19 protein-coding genes and 1 pseudogene are annotated in these 22489 nt (G+C 58.5%); 11 read left to right on the forward strand and 9 right to left on the reverse strand.

What is annotated here, in order from left to right:
* Positions 1–139: 139 nt before the first annotated feature.
* The 5 genes from psaA (at position 140) to NF78_RS28145 (ending at position 7201) form a co-directional block, all read left to right on the forward strand.
* The gene (gene psaA / locus NF78_RS09650; protein WP_035985929.1) at positions 140–2404 is read left to right on the forward strand and encodes a photosystem I core protein PsaA; all 2265 of its coding nucleotides are present in this window, start codon (positions 140–142) and stop codon (positions 2402–2404) included.
* Between the two features lie 161 nt (positions 2405–2565).
* Complete coding sequence (gene psaB / locus NF78_RS09655) at positions 2566–4767, forward strand: photosystem I core protein PsaB (RefSeq protein WP_035985931.1); 2202 nt, start codon at positions 2566–2568, stop codon at positions 4765–4767.
* A 485-nt stretch (positions 4768–5252) separates the two neighbouring features.
* Positions 5253–5990, forward strand: a complete 738-nt coding sequence (locus tag NF78_RS31045; RefSeq protein WP_156119715.1) for a hypothetical protein — start codon at positions 5253–5255, stop codon at positions 5988–5990.
* Between the two features lie 23 nt (positions 5991–6013).
* The gene (gene yidD, locus NF78_RS33440) at positions 6014–6301 is read left to right on the forward strand and encodes a membrane protein insertion efficiency factor YidD (protein ID WP_225885346.1); all 288 of its coding nucleotides are present in this window, start codon (positions 6014–6016) and stop codon (positions 6299–6301) included.
* A gap of 423 nt (positions 6302–6724) precedes the next feature.
* Positions 6725–7201 carry a GNAT family N-acetyltransferase gene (locus NF78_RS28145; protein WP_052050049.1) on the forward strand — a complete coding sequence of 159 codons (477 nt, stop codon included), beginning with the start codon at positions 6725–6727 and terminating at the stop codon, positions 7199–7201.
* A 37-nt stretch (positions 7202–7238) separates the two neighbouring features.
* Here the strand turns inward: NF78_RS28145 and NF78_RS09665 are convergent, their stop codons facing one another.
* The 3 genes from NF78_RS09665 to NF78_RS09675 all read right to left on the reverse strand — a co-directional run bounded on the left by NF78_RS09665 (position 7239) and on the right by NF78_RS09675 (position 9152).
* Positions 7239–7892, reverse strand: a complete 654-nt coding sequence (locus tag NF78_RS09665) for a pyridoxamine 5'-phosphate oxidase family protein (RefSeq protein WP_035985932.1) — start codon at positions 7890–7892, stop codon at positions 7239–7241.
* Between the two features lie 55 nt (positions 7893–7947).
* Positions 7948–8559: a transglutaminase-like domain-containing protein gene (locus NF78_RS09670; RefSeq protein ID WP_035985933.1), complete on the reverse strand. Its 612-nt coding sequence runs from the start codon at positions 8557–8559 to the stop codon at positions 7948–7950.
* A gap of 98 nt (positions 8560–8657) precedes the next feature.
* Positions 8658–9152, reverse strand: a complete 495-nt coding sequence (locus NF78_RS09675; protein ID WP_035985935.1) for a GNAT family N-acetyltransferase — start codon at positions 9150–9152, stop codon at positions 8658–8660.
* A gap of 232 nt (positions 9153–9384) precedes the next feature.
* Between NF78_RS09675 and NF78_RS09680 the strand changes: the two genes are divergently transcribed.
* Both NF78_RS09680 and NF78_RS09685 read left to right on the forward strand, forming a co-directional pair.
* Positions 9385–10845, forward strand: coding sequence for a PLP-dependent aminotransferase family protein (locus NF78_RS09680; protein ID WP_035985937.1), 1461 nt, complete (start codon positions 9385–9387; stop codon positions 10843–10845).
* Positions 10846–11082: 237 nt separating this feature from the next.
* On the forward strand, positions 11083–12270 hold the full coding sequence (locus NF78_RS09685) for an FAD-dependent oxidoreductase (protein WP_035985938.1): 1188 nt from the start codon (positions 11083–11085) through the stop codon (positions 12268–12270).
* 97 nt (positions 12271–12367) lie between these two features.
* Here the strand turns inward: NF78_RS09685 and NF78_RS32935 are convergent, their stop codons facing one another.
* Positions 12368–12502 (reverse strand): hypothetical protein, encoded by a 135-nt coding sequence (locus NF78_RS32935; protein WP_263970574.1) that lies wholly within the window; start codon positions 12500–12502, stop codon positions 12368–12370.
* 11 nt (positions 12503–12513) lie between these two features.
* Between NF78_RS32935 and NF78_RS33445 the strand changes: the two are divergent.
* Positions 12514–12862: pseudogene (locus NF78_RS33445) on the forward strand (DUF6883 domain-containing protein).
* The gene (locus NF78_RS09690) at positions 12859–13173 is read left to right on the forward strand and encodes a DUF4926 domain-containing protein (protein ID WP_035985940.1); all 315 of its coding nucleotides are present in this window, start codon (positions 12859–12861) and stop codon (positions 13171–13173) included. The pseudogene NF78_RS33445 and the gene NF78_RS09690 overlap by 4 nt, the downstream one beginning before the upstream one ends.
* A gap of 77 nt (positions 13174–13250) precedes the next feature.
* On the opposite strand, the gene NF78_RS09695 is transcribed toward NF78_RS09690, so the two are convergent.
* The 4 genes from NF78_RS09695 to NF78_RS09710 all read right to left on the reverse strand — a co-directional run bounded on the left by NF78_RS09695 (position 13251) and on the right by NF78_RS09710 (position 19628).
* A complete protein-coding gene (locus tag NF78_RS09695; protein WP_052050051.1) occupies positions 13251–16382 on the reverse strand; it encodes an efflux RND transporter permease subunit in 3132 nt (1043 codons plus the stop codon).
* Positions 16383–16673: 291 nt separating this feature from the next.
* A complete protein-coding gene (locus NF78_RS09700) occupies positions 16674–18017 on the reverse strand; it encodes an efflux RND transporter periplasmic adaptor subunit (RefSeq protein ID WP_052050052.1) in 1344 nt (447 codons plus the stop codon).
* Between the two features lie 191 nt (positions 18018–18208).
* A complete protein-coding gene (locus NF78_RS09705) occupies positions 18209–18787 on the reverse strand; it encodes a YdeI/OmpD-associated family protein (RefSeq protein WP_035985944.1) in 579 nt (192 codons plus the stop codon).
* Positions 18788–18956: 169 nt separating this feature from the next.
* The gene (locus tag NF78_RS09710; RefSeq protein ID WP_035985945.1) at positions 18957–19628 is read right to left on the reverse strand and encodes a DUF2461 domain-containing protein; all 672 of its coding nucleotides are present in this window, start codon (positions 19626–19628) and stop codon (positions 18957–18959) included.
* A gap of 199 nt (positions 19629–19827) precedes the next feature.
* On the opposite strand from NF78_RS09710, the gene NF78_RS09715 reads away from it, so the two are divergent.
* Positions 19828–20679, forward strand: a complete 852-nt coding sequence (locus NF78_RS09715; protein ID WP_035985946.1) for a LysR family transcriptional regulator — start codon at positions 19828–19830, stop codon at positions 20677–20679.
* 56 nt (positions 20680–20735) lie between these two features.
* On the opposite strand, the gene NF78_RS09720 is transcribed toward NF78_RS09715, so the two are convergent.
* Positions 20736–21095 (reverse strand): single-stranded DNA-binding protein, encoded by a 360-nt coding sequence (locus tag NF78_RS09720; protein ID WP_035985947.1) that lies wholly within the window; start codon positions 21093–21095, stop codon positions 20736–20738.
* Between the two features lie 346 nt (positions 21096–21441).
* Between NF78_RS09720 and NF78_RS09725 the strand changes: the two genes are divergently transcribed.
* Positions 21442–22476, forward strand: coding sequence for a rod shape-determining protein (locus NF78_RS09725; RefSeq protein ID WP_072016034.1), 1035 nt, complete (start codon positions 21442–21444; stop codon positions 22474–22476).
* Positions 22477–22489 lie beyond the last annotated feature (13 nt).

The raw sequence follows: 22489 nt of genomic DNA on the forward strand, positions 1-22489 counted from the left end.
AAATCGCGAGACTATAATGCTCAAGAGTAATCACCGCCTAAGTATCGGTTGTACCTGTGGGCGATCGCGCCCTTAGGTACAGTTCTAGCCAAGGTGATTGATTCTCGATTTGCTTTTGTCTAGAGAGAGGAGAGTCTCCATGACAACTACCCCGCGGGAGCGGGAGGCGAAAGCCAAAGTCATCGTTGATAAGGATCCGGTACCTACTTCTTTTGAGAGGTGGGGCAAGCCAGGTCACTTCGACCGGACTTTGGCTAAAGGGCCCAAAACCACCACCTGGATTTGGAACCTTCACGCCGACGCTCACGATTTTGATAGTCATACCAGTGATTTAGAAGACATTTCGCGCAAAATCTTTAGCGCTCACTTCGGTCACTTAGCCGTCATCTTTATTTGGCTCAGCGGCATGTACTTCCATGGCGCTAAGTTTTCAAACTTCGAAGCCTGGATGACCAACCCCACGGGCATCAAGCCCAGCGCTCAGGTGGTCTGGCCGATCTTCGGTCAAGAGATCCTGAATGCCGACGTGGGTGGTGGTTTCCACGGTATTCAAATTACATCTGGTCTCTTTCAGTACTGGCGTGCTGCGGGCTTCACCAACGGCTTCCAGCTCTACTGCACCGCTATTGGGGCGCTGGTAATGGCGGCTCTGATGCTGTTTGCGGGCTGGTTCCACTACCACAAGCGCGCTCCCAAGCTGGAGTGGTTCCAGAACGTGGAATCGATGATGAACCACCACCTGGCAGGCCTGCTCGGTCTGGGCTGCCTGAGCTGGGCGGGTCACCAAATCCACGTGGCGCTCCCCGTCAACAAAATGCTGGATGCTGGCGTGGCCCCGCAGGACATTCCCCTGCCCCACGAATTCATCCTTAACAAAGCTTTGATGGCGGATCTGTACCCCAGCTTTGCGGAGGGGCTGAAACCCTTCTTCACCCTCAACTGGAACGTATACGCTGACTTCCTCACCTTCAAGGGTGGTTTGAACCCTGTGACCGGTGGCCTGTGGCTGTCGGATACGGCCCACCACCACCTGGCGCTGGCAGTGCTCTTCATTGTGGCGGGCCACATGTACCGCACCAACTGGGGCATCGGCCACAGCATGAAGGAGATTCTAGAGGGCCACAAAGGCGATCCTCTACTCTTCGGCGGGCGCGGTCACGACGGTCTGTACGAGAACCTGACCACTTCCTGGCACGCCCAGCTGGCCGTCAACCTGGCCATCCTCGGTTCCTTGACCATCATCGTGGCGCACCACATGTACGCCATGCCGCCCTATCCGTACATCGCGACGGATTATCCCACCCAGCTGTCGCTGTTCACCCACCACATGTGGATTGGCGGCTTCCTGATTGTGGGAGCTGGTGCCCACGCGGCCATCTTCATGGTGCGTGACTACGACCCGGCGGTGAACCAAAACAACGCCCTCGACCGGATGCTGCGCTCCCGCGATGCGATCATCTCGCATCTGAACTGGGTGTGTATTTTCCTCGGCTTCCACAGCTTTGGTCTGTACATCCACAACGACACCATGCGCGCCCTGGGCCGTCCCCAGGACATGTTCTCGGATACCGCCATTCAGCTGCAGCCGATCTTTGCCCAGTGGGTGCAAGGGTTCCACGCTGCCGCCGCAGGCAATACCGCCCCCAACGCGCTGGCTAGCGTTAGCCCTGTCTTCGGTGGGGCTGGGGTAGCTGTCGCAGGCAAAGTGGCGATGATGCCCATGGCCCTCGGCACCGCCGACTTCATGGTGCACCACATCCATGCCTTCACCATCCACGTGACGGCCTTGATTCTGCTCAAGGGCGTGCTGTTCGCCCGCAGCTCTCGCCTGATTCCCGACAAAGGTGAACTGGGCTTCCGGTTCCCCTGCGACGGTCCCGGTCGGGGCGGCACCTGCCAGGTATCGGGTTGGGACCACGTGTTCCTCGGCCTGTTCTGGATGTACAACTCCCTATCGATTGTGATTTTCCACTTCAGCTGGAAGATGCAGTCGGACATCTGGGGGACGGTGAGCCCCGATGGCACGGTGAGCCACATCACGGGCGGCAACTTTGCGGCCAGTGCCATCACCATCAACGGCTGGTTGCGCGACTTCCTGTGGGCGCAGGCCTCGCAGGTGATTGGCTCCTACGGGTCGGCGCTGTCGGCCTACGGCCTGATGTTCCTGGGCGCTCACTTTGTCTGGGCCTTCAGTCTGATGTTTCTGTTCAGTGGTCGCGGCTACTGGCAGGAGCTGATTGAGTCCATCGTCTGGGCGCACAGCAAGCTGAAGGTGGCTCCGGCCATCCAGCCTCGGGCGCTGAGCATCACTCAGGGTCGGGCTGTGGGTGTGGCCCACTACCTCCTCGGGGGGATTGCCACCACCTGGGCCTTCTTCCTGGCTCGAATTATCGCGGTGGGCTAGGTTTCTCGTCATGGAATCTCCTGGGGGTGGGTGTCTGGCATGTACGGGGTTTGGTAAGGGCGCACTGCGGTGCGCCCCTACGGACCTTGCCTCGTCCCGATGACCCCGCCCCTACCAACCGCACACATGACTCAAATGTCGTACTAAATCCGTTTTGATTCATGGCAACTAAATTCCCTAAATTTAGCCAGGACCTGGCTGCCGATCCGACCACACGGCGGATCTGGTACGGGATTGCCACCGCCCACGACTTTGAAAGCCACGACGGCATGACGGAGGAGAATCTTTACCAAAAGATCTTCGCCTCTCACTTTGGCCACCTGGCAATCATCTTTCTGTGGACTTCGGGCAACCTGTTCCACGTCGCCTGGCAAGGCAACTTCGAGCAGTGGATCAAAGATCCGCTCAACATCAAGCCCATCGCCCACGCGATCTGGGATCCTCACTTTGGCCAGCCTGCGGTAGATGCCTTCTCCCAGGCCGGGTCTTCTAGCCCCGTTAACGTGGCGTTCTCCGGGGTGTACCACTGGTGGTACACCATCGGTATGCGCACCAACAACGACCTGTACAGCGGTGCGGTCTTTCTGCTGATTCTGTCGGCTATCTTCCTGTTTGCCGGCTGGCTGCACCTGCAGCCCAAGTTCCGCCCCAGCCTGTCCTGGTTCAAGAACGCTGAGTCGCGCCTGAACCACCACCTGGCTGGACTGTTCGGCGTCAGCTCCCTGGCCTGGACCGGTCACCTGGTGCACGTGGCGATTCCCGAATCTCGCGGTGTCCACGTGGGTTGGGACAACTTCCTCTCCATGAAGCCCCACCCAGAGGGTCTGCTGCCCTTCTTCACGGGTAATTGGGGGGTCTACGCCCAGAACCCTGACACCTCTAGCCATATCTTCGGTACGGCGACCGGGTCTGGGTCTGCGATTCTAACCTTCCTGGGTGGCTTCCATCCTCAGACTGAGTCCCTCTGGCTGACGGATATGGCCCACCACCACCTGGCGATCGCGGTGATCTTCATCATCGCCGGGCACATGTACCGCACCAACTTTGGGATTGGCCACAGCATTAAGGAAATCCTGAATGCTCACAAGCCCCCTGCTGGCGGTCTCGGTGAAGGTCACAAGGGTCTTTACGACACTCTGAACAACTCCCTCCACTTCCAGCTGGCGCTGGCCCTGGCTTCCCTGGGCGTGGTCACCTCCCTGGTGGCGCAGCACATGTACGCGCTGCCCCCCTATGCCTTCATGGCTAAGGACTACACCACCCAGGCGGCGCTCTACACCCACCACCAGTACATCGCTGGCTTCATCATGGTGGGGGCCTTTGCCCACGGCGCTATCTTCCTGGTGCGTGACTACGACCCCGTTGCCAACAAAAACAACGTCCTCGATCGCGTTCTGCAGCACAAGGAAGCGATTATCTCGCACCTGAGCTGGGTGTCGCTGTTCCTGGGCTTCCACACCCTGGGACTGTACGTCCACAACGACGTGGTGGTCGCCTTTGGCACTCCCGAGAAGCAAATTCTGGTCGAACCCGTGTTTGCCCAGTGGGTGCAGGCCGCTTCGGGTAAAGTGCTCTATGGCTTCGATACCCTGCTGTCGAACCCCGACAGCGTGACCCAAACCGCCAATGCCGTCTGGCTGCCCGGCTGGTTTGAGGCCATCAACAGCAACGCTAACTCGCTGTTTCTGACCATTGGTCCTGGCGATTTCCTGGTTCACCACGCGATCGCCCTGGGTCTGCACACCACCACCTTGATCCTGGTCAAGGGTGCCCTGGATGCTCGCGGCTCCAAGCTGATGCCCGACAAAAAAGACTTCGGCTACAGCTTCCCCTGCGACGGCCCTGGCCGTGGCGGCACCTGCGACATCTCCGCGTGGGATTCCTTCTACCTGGCGATGTTCTGGATGCTCAACACCATTGGTTGGGTTACCTTCTACTGGCACTGGAAGCATCTGAGCATCTGGAGCGGCAACGTCGCCCAGTTCAACGAGTCCTCCAACTACCTGATGGGCTGGCTCCGCGATTACCTGTGGCTCAACAGCTCTCAGCTGATCAACGGCTACAACCCCTACGGCATGAATAACCTCGCGGTTTGGGCCTGGATGTTCCTCTTTGGGCACCTGGTCTGGGCTACTGGCTTCATGTTCCTGATCTCCTGGCGGGGCTACTGGCAAGAGCTGATCGAAACTCTGGTCTGGGCCCACGAGCGCACTCCCCTGGCTAACCTGGTTCGCTGGAAGGACAAGCCCGTTGCCATGTCGATCATTCAGGGTCGAGTTGTGGGTCTGGCCCACTTCACCGTGGGTTACATTCTCACCTACGCCGCCTTCCTGATAGCTTCGACCTCCAGCCGCTTCGGCTAAGTTGGACTAGTTAGTTAACGTAAAGCGCCCCGATGCAGTGCATCGGGGCGCTTTTTGTAGGCGTTTGAAAAAAACAAGCATTAGCCCAAGATTGGCTGTCTCTTACTCAACAAGTGTTTCCTCATTCCAAAGGAGCTTTATCAACTCCATTTATGTTCGCACCATCTGCAAAGAGGGCACTCTATACGATAGAGAGGAAAACTATATCGCTTGGTTATCAGCGTGATGACGTGTTTGCCTCCTTGCGCTTGACTAGGGCGATGCATATACCCTCTCCTCGGTACAACCCCCTTAGAAGTTTGGGCCAAAGCTCCAACTCTAGCTCATACTGAATCTGGCTTGGCTACCTCCGGTTGAGTTGGGCAAACACCGTTTGCCCCTACGCAAACCTCCTGTTTTGAATCGAGGTTATGCGATTCGGATATGGCATCACTGGTTTGCAATAATCGTCTCTTTTTATTTGTTGATATTGGAAGAAATCAACTATGACCAGCACAGTTACCAACTTGACTTTAGCTAAGCAGGGAAATCCTAAAGCTATTGAAGCACTAATCCACCGTCAGCTTCATACAAGGGGGATTCAAACAAAGGTCAATTTGAAATCTACAGGTCTGTATATCCTTCTAGAATCAGAGCAGGTACCATCTAAAGTAGTGACTTTCTCCTTTATTCAAAAAGGATTATTGAATCTCAACCCATCTGGAATTGATAAGGTCTACGTATATGGCAGGCAAATGGGTTCAGATGCGCCGGACTGGGGTGAGTCTTTTGTGTTGGGCGAGAAAGGAACACAAATAAATACTATTAGTAGAGTGACCCGCCAAGATTCAAACGACCATCTTACTAATTTTCAATCCTTTGGAATTGCGTCTGTTGAAAGTAACTCAAGCAAAAGCTTAGGTATAAAGGAGAAGCTCCAGGAAATTGAGCAACTAAGGATAGAAGGTGCAATAACGGCTGAAGAGTATTCTGCACTTCGTAATGAAACTCTCGGAGTCAAGCCACAACCAGCAAACTCTGGCATTAGCAATAATTCTAATTCCCATACAGTAGTCAATGTGGTTACAGGTCAAGCAGTAGAAAATACCAATAAAGAAGAAAAAACCACAAAAAGTCAGGAAGGTGGTTGCTACAAGCAATGGGCACTTCACCTTGTTTTAAGCATTTTTACAGGTGGTGGATGGCTACTGGTCTGGTTGATTCTTGCTATAGCCAAGATATAGGTTCTTATAAGATGTTAAAGTTTATGGTTAAAGCATATAGGTATAGTAGTCTAAAACAGATACTGAATATTCCAGATGGTTGTTGCTTATATGCTGAGTCTTGTTCTTGTTATGCCGAGAGAATGATTCAGGAAAAAGGGCAATTGTTTGCCTTGCCCAGCATCATTCTTAGACTTTTGCGGTGCAATCCTGCGTCTCACAAAGCAATAGGTCATTCATATCACGACATAAACTTAACCTCAGAAGTTCTAAAGCGTAGTGGGAAAACCCGATATGTTTATCGAGGTGTGCCTTACTATCGGCAAGTTTGATTAATAAATAAATAGTTGAATTGCTTTGACTCTCCAGGAAAAAACACTGAGAGGGCTTGTTGTATATTTTTAAGTTGCATAATCTCCTGCTTCCCTTTAAAATTCAAAATCTGCTCATCTAAGCTGAGTTGTACCAATTCAAAGTGAAAGCAAGCATAATAGAGAGATGTGGCCTAAGCTTTTGTAGCCATGGGCAGACCCCTCATCCTCGAGATTGCAGAAAGTGTTGAGTTTTTGGAAAGAAGCCTAAAGCAAGCAAGAGCAGTATTCGCAAAGTTCAATTTCATTCTTGATGCCCTTCTTTAAATGCTTTCTAGAACCCCTAGTTATATTCAACCCCATTTTATTGGTGTACCTATTGCTGCTACCGTACCTTATTAGCCTAAGAGACACTGTATCCGAAGTGCAACTGTTGACTTATCAATGGTGAAGGATGAGATTACGATCCGCACAGTGAAGGTGAGCGATGCAGCGGCCATCGCACGACTTTGGCTTCAATGCACAGCGGAAGTGGCGGTGTATGAGCCCATCTATACTCCGGCAATAGATGTCGAAGACTTGGCCCACCGTCTTGGTGCTGAGTTTGGCTCAGGTAAGAAGTTCGGTTGGGTGGCGGAAGTCGGCAACGAACTCGCTGGTTATGTCACTTGCTTAGTACAGGAGGAGGAGCCGATCTTTGTACGGCGGCAATACGTCTACGTTGCTGACTTGGACGTAGCTCCTTCATACCGGGGGCAGGGGCTGAGCCGGGTGCTGATGAACCGGGTGGAGCAGTATGCCCAAGCGTGCGGGATCCGGCGCTTGGAATTGGCCGTCGCCTACGGGGACCCCCGATCCCGAGCGGTGTGGGAGCGTCACGGTTTTCAACCCCATTTCATCCACCTGCACAAGGATCTTTGAGCCGCCGGTACGGAATGCTGTAGGCCATGTTCGCGCACTACCGTTGACTATGCCGCCGATAGGTCGCTGCATAGTCTGGCACCTCAAGCTGCGGCAAACACTGCTCATCCGCCACTGGGGCCGCCGCTGTCTGTTGCAGCGGAATCTCCCCTGCCCACACCGGCAGCGCGTAATCCTCTGGCGCATCAATGGGTGGGCCAGTGCGTACCTTGGCGGAGGCTTCAGCGATCGGCAGCCCCAGCACCAGGGTACCGGCTAGCTCCTGGGGGTTGGGGGGGCGCACCTCTGCCCATCGCCCGGGCACCACATGGTCGGTAAATGCCTTGAGTGCCATCAGCTTTTCGGTCGGGTCATCCACCCGAGTGGCGGTGCCAAACAGCACCACCGAGCGATAGTTCATCGAGTGGTGAAAGGCCGATCGCGCCAGCACCAACCCATCCAGCAGTGTCACCGTCAGGCATACGTCCACGCCGCGATCGAGGGTGCGCAGCATGCGGCTGGCGGGGGAACCGTGGATGTAGAGCTGGTCTTCTAGTCGGCCATAGGCGGTGGGAATGACAAAGGGTTGCCCTTCAACGGCAAAGCCCAGGTGACAGATCAGCGCTTCATCGAGGATGTCGTAGACCTGCTGGGCATCGTAGCTGGCGCGCTGGGGGAGGCGTTTGACTTGGGTGCGGGGGTTGGGGAGCATGGGTTTGGGGGTGGATGGGTGGATGGGTAAAGGGGTGAAGAGGTGACGGGTGGTGTTAGAGGGTGGCGGGGAGGTGGGCGATGAGGGATGGGGCGGTGGGGTGGGTTTGCAAAGCGGTGATGATTTTGGGATGGGGTTGGGGGTAGAGGGTGGGATAGTCCACTTCGCCGCAGTGGGGGCGGATGGGGAAGGCGAGTTGTTCGCGATTGGTGCAAAACTCAGCCTGTACACCGGGTTTATTGCCCCGGGCATCGAGGCGCACCCAGCGGTTGTGCTCTGCTAGGTAGACGGCGTTGAGACCGTGCAGGGTAAATCGGTCGGGTTGAGCGTCGTCGAATACCAGGCGCTGGTAGCAAAAGCCGGTGGGAATGCCGCAACTGCGGAGGAGCGCCGCCAGCAGGTGGGCCTTGGCAAAGCAGAAGCCGTGGCCCTGGTGCAGGACTTCGGAGGCGGTGCAGGTGACGTGGGACTCGCCAATGTCGTAGGTGTGGGAAATGCGATCCCTGACCCACTCGTATGCCACCCTGACCTGCTCTGGAACCGAGGCAATTCCCTGGGTTAGGGATTTCGCCAAGGGCAGAATGGTTGGGTGTTGCCAGTCAATCACCGCTGAGGGCGCGAGATAGTCGTTCAAATGGTTGGATTCTGGAATCAGGGGAAGCGTCATGGAAGTTGTGTTGAATTTAGAGCTGTAAGCAGATTGGTTGGGACATGTCAGATAAATAAATCGCTTGCTTGATCAGCCTTTCATTCATCCTTCTGCCTTTATCCTTCTGCCTTTTCCCGTAGATCGAGTTCCATCAAGTTGCTATCGCTAAAGCCTAGGCGCTGGTAGAGCGGGCGGGCCCTGGGAGCGGCGTTCAGCACCACTTTGGTGCAGCCGATGCCCTGCAAATGCTCGACGGTGAGCTGGGTCAGCCGGGTGGCAATGCTCCGATGGCGATAGTCAGGATCCACATAGACGCCCCAGAGGTAGCCGTACTGGCGGTGGGCGGAATCGATAATCCACGGATACAGCCCGGCGAAGCGCTGTCCTCCGGCAGAGCCGACAATGGCCCCTTCCACCTCCGCCACGAAAGCCCGGTAGTGCAGGTGTTGGCGGGCGTGGGCGATGAACTCGGTGCAGAGGGTGGGCCACTGGGGCAACATCGCCGCATCGTCTATGCCCAGGTCGCGCCACATGCGGTAAAAATGCTCGGCAATTACCCCGTCCTCCTGGGGGGTAGCGGCTCGAAAGTTGACGGTGGAGGGGGTCTTCATGGGGGGCATCTAGCGAGTATCGACTGGGAAAATATGGCCCCTTTCGCTGGGGGTGTCAGGTGTCAGGATGGTTGGCCGCTTTACGCCACAGCTTACTGGCAGATTTGTGACCCTGGCGCGATCGCTCCTCTGGGTGGTCTTTGACTATCGCCGTTATTCGCCTAGCATAGGCAGCAGATTGGCAACCCACAAGAGCCAATTTTGACCCAATCTACCAGTCCACTTTGGCCCTATGGTGTTCACCCTGCTGCTCGACCCCCACAGCCCGGTGCCCTGCTACCAGCAGATCTACTGCGCCCTGCGCCAAAAAATTCTCACGGGCCAACTCGCTCCCCGCCAGCGCCTGCCTTCCACCCGCGCCCTGGCCCAGAGCCTGGGGGTGTCTCGGGCCACCGTGACCCAGAGCTATGACCAGTTGATCAGCGAGGGCTATCTGCACACGGTGGTCGGCTCTGGTACCTACGTGGGCGATCGCTTGCCCGAATCCCTGCTCCACGCCCCCGGCACCGAGCCTGTTCCCCCGGCATCATCCCAATCTCTGGTGCTCTCGGCCTACGGGCAACGCCTGGCGGACTTCGCGGCTGGCCCAAGCCCAGAACCCAAGACCCCAATCAGCTTTCGCTATGGTCGCCCTGCCCTCGACCAGGTGCCCCTGGGGATCTGGCGGCAGCTGCTGTCGCGCCACTGTCGGCGGGCGGACTGGCTCGACTACGCCACCGACCCAATGGGCCATAGGCCCCTGCGGGAGGCGATCGCCGCCTACCTCGCCCAGGCCCGCGCCGTGCAGTGCCACCCCGACCAGATCTTGATCACCAACGGCACCCAGCAGGCCCTGCACCTGGCCACCCAACTGCTGGTTTCCCCCGGCGACACCGTGGCCCTGGAAGAACCCGGCTACCTCAGCGCCCGCCGTATCTTTGCCAGCCAGGGAGCCCACCTTCACCCCGTTCCGGTAGATGGGGATGGAATGAATGTGGATACCCTGGCCGAGGCGACTGGCCCGATTCGACTGGTCTATGTCACCCCTTCCCACCAATTTCCCACCGGGGTGGTGCTGTCGCTGCCGCGTCGGCTGGCACTGCTGGCCTGGGCCCAGCAGCAGGGCGCCCTGATCCTCGAAGACGACTACGACAGCGAGTACCGCTATGGAGGGCGGTCCATACCAGCGTTGCAGGGGTTGGGCAGCGGGCAGTCGGTAATTTACCTGGGCACCTTCTCGAAGGTGCTGTTTCCGGCTCTGCGGATGGGCTATATGGTGCTGCCCCCGGCCCTGGTGCCGATTTTTAGCCGGGCGAAGTGGCTGGCCGATCGCCAGGTGCCCGGCCTGGAGCAGGCGGTGCTGGCGGAGTTTATTGCTGAGGGGCATTTGGAGCGCCACGTTCGGCGGATGCGATCGCTCTACGACCAGCGACGGCAGGCCCTGGTGATGGCCTTGCAGACTCACTTTGGCCATCGCGCTACCATTCTGGGCGACAGGGCTGGGCTGAATATGATGGTGCGGTTCCAGACCAGGGTACCGGATGTAGAGCTGATCGCGCGGACGGAGCGGGCGGGCGTGGGGCTGATCTCCGCTGCCCCACAGTACCTGGGGAAGAGCCCCGGCCACGAGTTTATCTTTAGCTACGCAGAACTGGATGCAGAGGCGATCGCCACCGGGATTGCCCTGCTGGCAACCGAAGTGCGCTGGGATTAATTTAAGTTCTGGCCCCTATCGGGCGATCGCCCTGATAGGCACGAGTACGGCCTATCAGACGTAGAGGGAGAAGCTTTTCTAGCGATCGTCCGACCCGAATTTGGCAATCTCCCTGATCAAAGATATCTGTCAAATTATGGATGGTGCCAAAATTTCAGGATAGATAATGTAAGCGTCTAAAAAGGGAAATTTGGGCGTCCTGATTTTTGGCAGCAACGTCCTCACAGGAGCAGCAGGATGAAAGAAAACATCATAATTATTGGTGGCGGCAGCGGTGGATTGGCACTGGCCCTATTTTTGGAGAAAGCTGGCATAAAAAGCGAAATCTATGAACAGGCATCGGCTTTTTCTGAGGCGGGCGCCAGTTACGCAGTGCATCCTAACGGTTTCCATGTGATTAATGAACTGGATCTGGGCGAACAACTGAGACAACAGCTAAACGAAAACAGCCATCCTTTGGAAAACTATAAGTTTAAGGATAAGCAAGGGGAATTGCTGTTTGACATTCGCTCACTGGTTCCGGATTCTTCCTTTTTTTCTGAAGGGTTGATCTATGTAGCGCGACATCACCTCATTGATGTCCTCTATCAAGCAGCCCTGCGAAAAGGAATCCCTATTCACTTTTCAAAAAGACTGAAAAATCTTGAGCAGGATGATAAATCGGTAACTGCCTACTTTGAGGATGGAACTGCCGCGATCGGCAGCCTGCTGATCGGTGCGGACGGCACTCATTCCAGGACCAGAGCAATCACGTTTCCCTATGAGTTTTTAAGGTATAGCGGAAAATGGGCCGTATTTGGCATGGCTGAAGTAGGTACTTTGGGAGAGGCAGAGGTCTTTATGGATCAAGACTATCTTGCTTCCTACTTTGAAGAAGACTTTAACATCACCATCTCCAAACACCACCCCACAGCTAAAAAACGATTCTCGTGGGTCTTTATCCAAAGCCAGGAGCGAAAAGTGCCCAAGAAGCATTTTGACGAAAAACCGGTCGAGGTGTTTAAGCAGCAGTTAGCCGATAAATTTTCCGACTTTAAAGAGCCGATTGATACGCTAATTTTAAACAGCAGCACGTTCCTTCCCCAGCAAGTCTTCAATGTTGGCACCCTGCCTAAGTTTTCCTTTGGTAGAGTGGCTTTAATTGGGGATGCCCTTCAGACCACCGACCCGTATTCAGGCATGGGGGCTACATTGAGTTTGGAGGACGGGCTGTACTTGGCTAAAATGCTGCGAGACCACACTGACTACGAAGATGCCTTCTATTACTATGAATTCGACCGCAAGGATAACGTCAGGCGAATCCATCAAGAGACGAAGGAAATGGAGCAGGAAATAGAGGCTGGCAGCGTGGAAAAAATGAAAGATTACTTTCTAAACAGTTTCTTTCTAAACATTCCCAAAGTTTATTGGGATGAAGCCAAGTAAACTGTTGTTCGCAAACTTGCTATTGGCAGATGCTCCCCATTGGCTCTAGGGTTGGCCGGGTTCGCGCAGACTCCCCAATCTATCCCAAGCCTGCTATCTAAGGGTAGGAAATACTTGTAGCCGCAGGAACAGGCTGGCTCCAGTCTGTATGGCGATCGCGATCGCCATGGGGTTCAAAGTCGCTGGGAAGCTGTTGCGCAATCGTCCACAGATGGCGATGTAGCTCTGACACGGCAAAACTCCGTGAAGCTAAGGGATATTGTCAGTCGCCTGGGGATTGACCCGCGCAAATTAACAGACTATGCTCTCGGCCCCGAGAGCTTGAAAGGCGCAGACAAAGCCCTGATGTTTCGCCAACACCTCGGTTTTACCAAAGCAGCCTTTCAACCCCTCCTGGAGCAAATTGAAGCCCAGCTTTGGACGCCAAGCCGTCAGAGGCATCGAAGACGACCATGGCGGCCGGTCTCAAGTTGATTTATCCATCATAGGATTGGAGCCAGGCCAGCGGGAAACGGTACGCACGGGATGGATTGTGAAACCCGGTGAAGACCTCGCTCGGCTGGTCACCCTGCATGTTCGGAGACGGCTATGACACAACCTGAGTTACTAGACGTTGTCGAGCTTCTGGTTGATTTGCCTGACGCTGAGCGTCAGGCGAGTGACCAGGGCACCATCGTCGAAACCTATGATTGTGCCTATGAAGTGGAGTTTGCTAACTCCCATGGAGAGACCGTAGCTCTTCTAGCCCTGAAGCTTGAGCAGTTTGCTGTGGTTTGGCAGCACGCTACCAAAGCCTGGACTCCCTTGGCCGATCGAATTGTCGCCTTACTTCAGGAACTACCGGAGGATAGGCAGCAGCAAGTCTTAAACTTCGCTCGCTCTCTACATAGAGCCCCAGCTTAATCGGGCAACTGCACTGGCCACCTGCTCATCTTTGCTGAGCAGACTCCAGAGATGGCCCAGCTTGGGCGATCGCCCCATCAGTGAATCGCCGACAGCGATCGCCCCTCGGTTTCTGCCAGGGTGCCTCCGGCCCGCTGCCCCCGTTTGCTCAGCAAAAAGGCGGCGGGCACAAAGTACAGCGCCAGCAAGGTAGCTCCCGAGATGCCGCCTGCGATCGCGATCGCCAGGGGTCGCCAGAAGGGGTCATTCTCCAGCAGCAGGGGCACAAAGCCGACGATGGTGGTGGCGGTGGTGGTGAGCACGTGGCGGGTGGCCCGCAGCACCACCTGCTGGGCGGCGCGGGGGTCGCCCTGGTGGGCCGCCCGGTCTTCGTTGAGGGCGGTGAGCACCACAATCGAGTCGTTGAGGGCAATGCCGATCAGGCCCATGGTGCCGACGATCGCCATAAAGCCCAGCACCGCCCCAAACAGCTTCAGCGACAGCAGCGCCATGCCGATGGAGCCCACCGCCACCACGCCCATCATCGCCGCCTGGCGAAACGACCCCAGGGAAAGCACCAGCGCCGCCACCATGCCCAGCAGCAAAATCGGCAAAAACAGCGCCAGGTTGCCCATGGCGGTGTCCTGCTGTTCGGCCTCGCCGCCAAACTCGTAGCGGTAGCCGGGGGGCAGCGCAAAGTTGGCCGCTTCCAGCCGCTGCTGAAGATCGGCCAGCACCATGCTGGGCAGGGTGCCGGAGGCGATGAAGGCCTGCACGGTGTTGACCCGCTGCTCGTGGCGGCGGGCAATGCGGGCCAGCTGGGGCACCAGCTGAAACTCCCCCAGGGCCGAGGCGGGGCGGGGGGTGGCGGACTGGGGCGACTGCAAATCGACGTTGGACAGGGCGGAGAGGCTGGCGCGGTCAGCATCCCCCAGCCGCACCCGCACCGGCAGATTTTCGGTGGCTTCTAAAATCGCGCCGCCGGTTACCCCTTCGGAGTAGGCGTCGAGCTGCTGGGCGATCGCCCCATTGGTCAGCCCCGCCTGGCGCACCTGCTCGTTGTCCAGCACCAGGCCCAGCTGGGGCCGGTTTTCGCTGAGGCTGTCGCGCACCTGCACCACGTTGGGAATCGTGGTCATCAGGCCGCGCACCTCCAAGCCCAGGCGGCGCAGCTCGTCCAGGTTAGGGCCGTAGATCCGCAGCTCCACCGGGGCATCGAAGGGCGGCCCCTGCTGGAACTTCTGGGCGATCACGCGCGCGTTGGGGAACTGGTCGCTCAGCTCCGATTGCAGCGATCGCACCAGCGGATCGATGGCCGTTGCCGCCTTGAGCTGCACGATCGCCTGGGCGTAGTAAGGCTGGTTTTGCCGCGCCCCCTGGATGTTGTAGTAGACCCTAGGGGCGCTTTCGCCCACAAACCAGTGGACATCGGCCAGGTTGTCGTGGGCCAGGATCAGGTCACGGGCCGCTAGCACCTGCTCCCGGGTCTGCCCAATGGCGGACTGGGGGGCAAACTCGACCTCGATCTGGAACTGGTCGCGATCGATCTGGGGAAAGAACTGGCTGGTCAGGGTGCCCGCTGCGATGAAGCCCACCAGGGGCAGGGAGAGGGAGAGGGCGATCGCCAGCAGTGGGCGGGCCGTCATGCGGGCGATGGACCAGCGGTAAAGCCGCGCCGCCCCCGGCAGCGACAATCCCTCACACCACCAGGCCCCAGGCCGATTCAGCCAGCCCCAGACACCCCCCTGCCGGGCGGGACGACCCAGCACCCGCGCCGCCAGGGCCGCAATCAGCGTCAGCGAGATCGCCAACGACGAAATCAGCGCCAAGATCACCCCCAGGGCAATGGTGCCGACAAACTCGCCCGCCGCCCCCGGCAGCAGGTAGATGGGCAAAAAGGTCAGCACCGTGGTCGCCGTGGAGGCTAGCAGCGGCACCTGGAGGCGGTGCACCGTGGCGGTGGCGGCGTGGAGCGGCTCGGCCCCCTGGGCAATATCCGCCTGAATCTCATCCACCACCACGATCGCATTGTCGATCAGCAGACCCAGGGCAATAATCAGCCCCGTCACCGACATCTGGTGAATCGGCACCCCCAGCACCGTCATCCACACAAACACCGCAAACACCGTGAAGGGCAGCGCCGTGCCCACCACCAGCGCCGATCGCCAGCCCATGGTCAGCAGCGTCACCCCCACCACCAGCAGCGCCCCCAGCAGCAGGTTCACCATCAGCGTGCTGATGCGGGTCTCCACATAGTCGGTCTGATCAAAGATCACCTCTAGACCGATGCCCCCCGACAGGCGGCGGCGAAAGTCATCCAACACCGCCTGGGCACTGGCCCCCCACTGATCGATGCGCCGCCCCGACTGCATCATCGCCCCCACCACCACCGCAGGTTTGCCCCCCACCAGGGCCAGGTTAGTCAGCGGCTCGCGCACCCCCCGGCGCACCTGGGCAATATCCCCCAGTCGGGTGAACTGGCCGTCCCCGTTGCGAATGGGGAGCTGGCGAATCTGCTCGGTGGACTCCAGGCCGCTGTCTACCTCGATGGCCAGGGTCTGCTGGGGCGATCGCAGCTGTCCGGCGCTGGTCTTAGCATCGCTGAGCGCCACCTGATCGGCCAGCTCCTGGACCGACAGCCCCACCGCCACCAGCTCCGGCGCGGTGATCTCCACCAAAATTTCCTCGTCGGGACGGCCAAAGAAATCGACCTCCTCGGTGCCGTCGATGCCCCGCAGGGCCACCCCCAACTCCTCGGCGTAGCGGCGCAGCAGAGCGTAGTTTGGCTCCCCCGGCAGGTCCCAGGTCAGCGCCGCCACCACTGTATAGGCCTTGACGGGCACCTCCGAGAGATCCGGGGCGCTCGTCCCCGCCGGAAACCGCGTCGCCGCCACCGCCATCTCGTCCCGCACCCGCGACCACACCGGAGCGGTGTCCGTCACCGAGTCCACCAGCTCCACCGACACCGACGAAAACCCCACCCGCGAGTCTGACTCGATCACGTCGATCGCCTCAATGTCCGCCAGATCCTCCTCCAGCACGCGCGTCACCAGCGCTTCCACCCGCTCGGCACTGGCCCCAGGGAAGGCGGTGGTGATCACGGCGACCCGCGACACCAGCTCCGGGTCCTCCTGGCGCGGCAGCGATTGGTAGGCCGACAGCCCCCCCGCGACGATGAGGATGACGGTGAGGATGAGCAGGCGGATGTTGGTGAAGAAGGGGCGGACCATGGGGGTGGGGGGTGGATGGGTGGATGGGTGAAGGGGGGCTAGATCCCAGGGTTCTGGGGCTGAACCTGAAGCGCAGGTAGATCGTCTAGGAGAACCCTGGGATCTGGACGGAGGGACTGCTTGCTGCCGGGAGCAGATCCCAGGGTTCTGGGGCTAGAGCTAAAACCTGGGTAGATCACCAAGAAGAACCCTGGGATCTGGACGGAGAGAATGCTTGCTGCCGGGAGCAGATCCTAGGGTTCTGGTGTTGAACCTGAAACCTGGGTGGATCGCCCAGAAGAACCCTGGGATCTAATCCCCGAGTGGCCTGACCTGCTGTCCCGGCACCAGGCGGTGGACGCCGCTGAGGACGACCTGCTCGCCCCCTTGCAGCGCCCCGCGCACGAGCACGCGATCGCTCTCCTGGTGCAAAATCTCGACCGCTCGGGGCTGCACCTGGTAGGTCCCGGCCTCGGCGGGCACCACCGCGTAGGCGCTCCACAGGCCGCGAATGTCCTGGGTCAGGGCTTCGATGGGGAGCCAAAAGCCATCGGTGGGCATGGTTTCGCTGAGCTCCACGCGCACGGTTTGGCCGGGGCTGACGCGGGCGATCGCCCCCGGCTCTAGCTGCAAGACCACGTTCTGGGTGCGGGTGTCGGGGTTTACCTCCGGCAGCACCGCTTTGACCGTAGCGGGGAAGCGTTCAGCCTCCCCCAGCACCGTCACCGACTCACCGATCTGGAGGCGGCTGGCGACGCGGGTGGGCATGCCGATGCGGGCTTCGGGGGCCTCGCTTTCCACCAGGCGCACCACCGCCTGCCCCGCTGCCACCACCACGCCCTCGTCCACCTGACGGGCTGAGACAATGCCCGCAAAGGGTGCCCGCAGGGTGCTCTTGGTCAGGTCCACATCAATGCTGGCGATGCTGGCCTGGAGCTGCTGCACTACCGCCTGCTGGGCCATCACCTGCTCCGGGCGGGTGCCGTTGAGCAGTTCGTCCAGGCTGCTCTGGGCGCTGTCGCGGCGGGCGGTCAGGGCCTCGGCCCCAAAGGAAAATTCGTCCAGCTGTTCTTTAGAAATTGCCCCCCGCTGGTAGAGAAATTCTCGCCGTTCTCGCTGCTGCTGTTGTAAGGCCAGCTGGTTGTCCACATCGCGCACCTGGGCCTGGGCGGCGGCGATCGCCTCCTGCCTCGCCCCCCGCTGTAGCTCCAGCAGATGGGCCTGAGCCTGGGCCAGTTGGGCTTCGAGCTGGCGGCGCTGGGTGAGCAGGCTCTGGGTATCGAGCAGGGCTAGGGGCTGGTCGGCGGAGACGCGATCGCCCTCGGCCACCAGCACCTGCACCAGCTCGCCGCTGCGGGTAAAGCCCAGGTCGCTGCTGCGCAGGGCGGCAATTTCTCCGGTGTAGGCGCGGGCCACGTCGTAGCTGCTGGCGGGTTCGACCGTCAGGGTTTCCACCGCCAAAACGGTGATGTCGCTAGTGTCCGCCGGAGAGTCTTGAGCCCCCAGGCGACTCTGCACCAGGGGTAGGCCCACCGCCAGCAGCAGACCAGCGGCTCCTAATCCCCCCAGCCAGCGGCGGTTGAGGGATCGTTGGGGTCTGGGCGGTAGTGGGCTAGCAGGATTGAGAGTTTCATCGGGCAGGGAGCAGTCAGACATGGCGGCTATTGGTTAGGTAAATGGGGCGAGTGTAGGCTGTTGAAACAGTGAATTTTGGAATTGGGGGTGATGGTGGGCGGTGCCCACCCTACGGGGGAAACTGCATTGACAAACCTTGATTAAAAGCAGGAATCTTGTAGAGGCATTGCAGTGCAATGCCTCTACTGGGTGTAACTAAATAGAATTCGGTGTTACATCTGCGGAATCTTTTTATTTTGGGCAGCAAAAATTGCCGCTTTCTCAATTCGCTGGGTGCGGGTTTTTGTCGTTTTGGCTAGCTTGATCCAGCGCAGCACATTGCGCCGGTAGGACGGGGCAGAATTCTCAAAGATTTCCTTAGCTGGGGGGTGCGATTCCATCGCTTCTACCAAGTCAACGGGCAGGATCAGGGCATCGACATCGTCCATCAAGTTCCACAGGCCATTGCGTTTGGAGGCAGCGATCGCCTCCAGCCCCGCCGAGTGCATTTTCCCCGCCTGAATCAGCTTTTCGGCTCTGTCTTTGTAGCTTTTGGCCCAGTGCTGGGCCTGGCGCGGCGAGATCATCTGCATGGTTCTGTCCTCATCCAGCTGACGACGAATGCCGTCCACCCAGCCAAAACACAGCACCTCGTCCAGAATGTCCTGCACCGAGACGTACTTCGCGCCCATGTGCTTTTTGTAGGTCACCAGCCAAATGCTGTCGGTTTGGGTGTGGTTTTCCTCCAGCCACTGCCGCAACTGCTGAACGGAGGACACCTCCACCTGGGCAAAGTTTTCAGTCTTGATCATGGCAAAACTCTCGTTTAAACCCTAGTGATTCTTTTAGTCTTCAGTTTGTAGATTAGGTGCAGCGGAGCGTAGCCCAACAAAACTTACCCCTGTTGGGTTTCACTGCGTTCCACCCAACCTACGCGACTCCTCCAAAGGAGGGGACAGCGTTATCCTAAACCGAGATTAATTAACTCTCATTAATTCGGCCAAACTCCAGCAGCGAGGCGCAGTTTTTGGCGTAGTCCACAATGCAGTCCACGATGTCGCCATCGAGCCATGCGCCGCGCCCCAGGTGCACCATGGCGACAAAACTTTTGAGCTTGATATAGTCGGCGTAGTCGTGCTCAGCATAGGCATCGTAGCCGCGCGGCATTTTGGTCAGCTTGTCCTCATTGCTAAGGGACAATCCTGCTTCCTCCAAGTCCTTCAAAACCTGGGCAAATTCCTCGGGCGAATCGACAATTTTGTCGCGAAGGGGACCGAGGGCAGCGGGGCTGAGTTTGTAGTAGCCGCAGGCCACCAATCCACCAGAGGCTTCTAGCTGCACGTAGACCAATCCTTCCTTTTCCGCCTTGGTCCCGGAGGGCGTCAGCACACCGCTGACGTGGGTGCTGTAGGGGGATTTGTCCTTAGAAAAACGCACATCCCGGTTCTGGCGAAACATGGTTTTTGGCCCACCCGCCAGGGGTACACGGGCATGGGTCAAACAGTCGGTGGCCAGTTCCAGCATCATCGCAAAGGGCTGGCGCACATAGGCCTCAAACTCGTCGCGGTGGGCGTCGTACCAGGCTTTTTCGTTGTTGGCCGCCAGCCCTTCGAGCAGGTCAAAGGTTTTGGGGGTGAAGTGTAGGTCGGTCATGGGTGTGGGTGGGAAGGTGGAGGGTTAGAAGCAATGGGTGGGGTGCGTTATTGCCGGGGGTGATGCAGCAGAGCCAACACAAGACGGCTAAGCAAGGGTATGAAAAACTGTATTAAAGTGAAGCCAATCAATATGTAACATGGTATTAATAGGAAAACAAATATCAGTTTTTGATTAATTCATATCGTTTTCGGTATCAATGCACCTTAAAACCCTGAACGCTTTCATCGCCCTGGCGGAGGAGCTGCACTTTGGCCGCGCCGCCCAGCGTTGCGGCATTTCCCAGCCCGCCATGAGCCGCCTGCTGAGCGAGTTGGAGGCCGATATTGGCGTCAAGCTGTTGCACCGCACCTCCCGCGAGGTGTCGCTGACCAATGCCGGGCGGGGCTTTCTCGAATCGGCCCGGCAGGCGGTGGCCTACGCCGATATGGCGGTGCGGGCCGCCCAGGCGGGAGCGGTGGACGGCATCAATTCACTGACCGTGGGTATGGTGATCGGTACCGAGCAGCCGCCGGTAGGAAAGTTAATGGCAGAGTTTAAACGCGCCCACCCCGAAACGCGGGTGGCGCTGCGGCGCATCGACGAGCGCGACATTGGCGCGGCTCTGGCGGAGGGCTATATCGACGCGGCGATCGCCTGGGATGTGGCGATTCCCATCGGCCTGCACCACCGCCACCTGTGTACGGTGCCCCTGGCGGTGATGGTGCAAACGGGTCATCCCCTGGAGGAAAAAGAACCCGTCACCTGGGCCGACCTGGCGGGCTATCCGGTGATTCTGCCCGATCGCGATCGCCAGCCGATCATCTACGACCACTACAAGCGTTACACCGCCGAGGCGGGCTTTGAGCCCACCATCGCTATTGATGTTTCTACCATGGCCGATGCCCTGGCCATGGTGGCAGGGGGCGTGGGCGTGGGCCATGCGCCAGTGGTGCCGGGGCTGCGCTATCCGGGGGTGTCGATTTTGCGCCAGGAACCCTTGATTGAGTTCAACTACGAGTTGGTCTGGGCCCATACAAGCCCTGGCATCGAAAGCCTGCTAACCCTGTAATGGTTGCAGGCCAACTCGTGCATAAACCAACGGCGGGGGAAGAGCCTACTCAAAGGCTAAAATTCGTCGTCGCCGTAGGGCATTGCCGACTCGTTGTCGCGGCGAGAGCCCAGCAGATCGAGGCGATCGACTCGCACCACGGGCTTGGAGCGGGCGGCCCCAGTGGAACGATCCTGCCAGTGGTCAAGCTTGAGGGCTCCGCTGATGCCGATCAGGCTGCCCTTGCGCACGTAATTGGCCGCTACTTCGGCATTTTTGCCCCACAGCTCCAGGTTGAACCAGTCGGGCTTGTCGTCGCGGCTCGAACGCCGCCGCACCGCCAGCGTCAGGTTACACACCACCGTGCCCGATTCAAAGTACTTGACCTCAGGGTCAGCGCCGACCCGGCCTACCAGGGTTACTACGTTAACTGTCATCGTCACTTGCTCAACGCACGTCCCCGCATTGTAGGCGAAACCCCGATCATCCGTCAGGCCGCGATCCAGGAGTTGGGTAACCTGTTGGGGAACTCCTGAGTTTTCCCCAGCGTCAATGATCAGGCCGTTAACATCTAGGCCTTGGGCAACTGTTTCAATCCTTCAAAGGCTCACTGCGCCACCATTGGTTGTTAGTCCTCAATTTTTCTTCCCACAGATACTTATTTCCTGACTGGACGCATCGATACGAAACGTAATAGAATCCACTTCGACATCAGCGTTAGTCCTCAGGGTGGCGCTCAGGGTTAGTTCACTGTTTTTTCTTAGTTTAGGGGCGTGATTGCCTGTGGCTCTCTTCGACAGATTTTCTCGCGACATGGGTATTGACCTGGGCACGGCCAATACCCTCGTATATGTTTCTGGCAAAGGAGTGGTCCTGCAAGAGCCCTCTGTAGTTGCTATCGACCAGGTTGAAAAGAAGCCCCTGGCGGTGGGAGAAGAGGCCAAGCGTATGCTCGGTCGTACCCCCGGCAACGTGATGGCCCTGCGTCCCCTGCGCGACGGTGTAATCGCCGACTTTGACACCGCCGAGCTGATGCTGAAACACTTCATTCGCCAGGTGCACGAAGGCCGTACGCTGGTGTCGCCCCGCATCGTGATTGGCATTCCCAGCGGCGTTACCGGCGTTGAGCGGCGCGCGGTGATGGATGCCGCTCAGCAGGCTGGTGCCCGCACGGTCTACCTGATTGATGAGCCGGTGGCCGCTGCGATTGGGGCTGGGCTCCCCGTAGCCGAGCCCACCGGTAACATGATCGTTGACATTGGCGGCGGCACCACCGAGGTCGCTGTACTCAGCTTGCAGGGCACGGTGCTGAGCGAATCGGTGCGAGTGGCAGGCGACGAACTCAGCGAAGCCATCTCCAGCTATATGAAGAAAGTGCACAACCTGGTTGTGGGTGAACGCACCGCCGAAGAAATCAAAATCACCATCGGCTCCGCCTACCCGAGCCCCGACGACAACGAAATTGCCATGGATGTGCGGGGTCTGCACCTGTTGTCGGGCCTGCCCCGCACCGTGACGGTCAAGAGTGCCGAAATTCGTGAGAGTATGGCCGAGCCCCTGTCGGTCATTGTGGAGGCGGTGAAGCGCACCCTGGAGCGCACGCCCCCTGAACTGGCTGCCGACATCATCGATCGCGGCATCATGCTGGCCGGGGGCGGTGCTCTGCTCAAGGGTCTAGACACCCTGATCAGCCACGAGACCGGTATTTTGGTGCACGTGGCGGCTGACCCGCTGAGCTGTGTTGTGCTGGGCACCGGGCGGGTACTAGAAAACTTTAGCCAGATGGGGCGGGTATTCAGCGGGCGATCGAGCCTGTAGGGTTGCGCCAACG

It is taken from the genome of Leptolyngbya sp. KIOST-1 (genome assembly GCF_000763385.1).
In the GTDB taxonomy this organism is placed as follows: domain Bacteria; phylum Cyanobacteriota; class Cyanobacteriia; order Phormidesmidales; family Phormidesmidaceae; genus Nodosilinea.

Bases quoted from the DNA above. Each gene is read 5' to 3' on its own strand.
- psaA (WP_035985929.1), top strand. From the start codon at position 140: ATGACAACTACCCCGCGGGAGCGGGAGGCGAAAGCCAAAGTCATCGTT.
- psaB (WP_035985931.1), top strand. From the start codon at position 2,566: ATGGCAACTAAATTCCCTAAATTTAGCCAGGACCTGGCTGCCGATCCG.
- NF78_RS31045 (WP_156119715.1), top strand. From the start codon at position 5,253: ATGACCAGCACAGTTACCAACTTGACTTTAGCTAAGCAGGGAAATCCT.
- yidD (WP_225885346.1), top strand. From the start codon at position 6,014: ATGGTTAAAGCATATAGGTATAGTAGTCTAAAACAGATACTGAATATT.
- NF78_RS28145 (WP_052050049.1), top strand. From the start codon at position 6,725: ATGGTGAAGGATGAGATTACGATCCGCACAGTGAAGGTGAGCGATGCA.
- NF78_RS09665 (WP_035985932.1), bottom strand. From the start codon at position 7,892: ATGCTCCCCAACCCCCGCACCCAAGTCAAACGCCTCCCCCAGCGCGCC.
- NF78_RS09670 (WP_035985933.1), bottom strand. From the start codon at position 8,559: ATGACGCTTCCCCTGATTCCAGAATCCAACCATTTGAACGACTATCTC.
- NF78_RS09675 (WP_035985935.1), bottom strand. From the start codon at position 9,152: ATGAAGACCCCCTCCACCGTCAACTTTCGAGCCGCTACCCCCCAGGAG.
- NF78_RS09680 (WP_035985937.1), top strand. From the start codon at position 9,385: ATGGTGTTCACCCTGCTGCTCGACCCCCACAGCCCGGTGCCCTGCTAC.
- NF78_RS09685 (WP_035985938.1), top strand. From the start codon at position 11,083: ATGAAAGAAAACATCATAATTATTGGTGGCGGCAGCGGTGGATTGGCA.
- NF78_RS09690 (WP_035985940.1), top strand. From the start codon at position 12,859: ATGACACAACCTGAGTTACTAGACGTTGTCGAGCTTCTGGTTGATTTG.
- NF78_RS09695 (WP_052050051.1), bottom strand. From the start codon at position 16,382: ATGGTCCGCCCCTTCTTCACCAACATCCGCCTGCTCATCCTCACCGTC.
- NF78_RS09700 (WP_052050052.1), bottom strand. From the start codon at position 18,017: ATGTCTGACTGCTCCCTGCCCGATGAAACTCTCAATCCTGCTAGCCCA.
- NF78_RS09705 (WP_035985944.1), bottom strand. From the start codon at position 18,787: ATGATCAAGACTGAAAACTTTGCCCAGGTGGAGGTGTCCTCCGTTCAG.
- NF78_RS09710 (WP_035985945.1), bottom strand. From the start codon at position 19,628: ATGACCGACCTACACTTCACCCCCAAAACCTTTGACCTGCTCGAAGGG.
- NF78_RS09715 (WP_035985946.1), top strand. From the start codon at position 19,828: ATGCACCTTAAAACCCTGAACGCTTTCATCGCCCTGGCGGAGGAGCTG.
- NF78_RS09720 (WP_035985947.1), bottom strand. From the start codon at position 21,095: ATGACAGTTAACGTAGTAACCCTGGTAGGCCGGGTCGGCGCTGACCCT.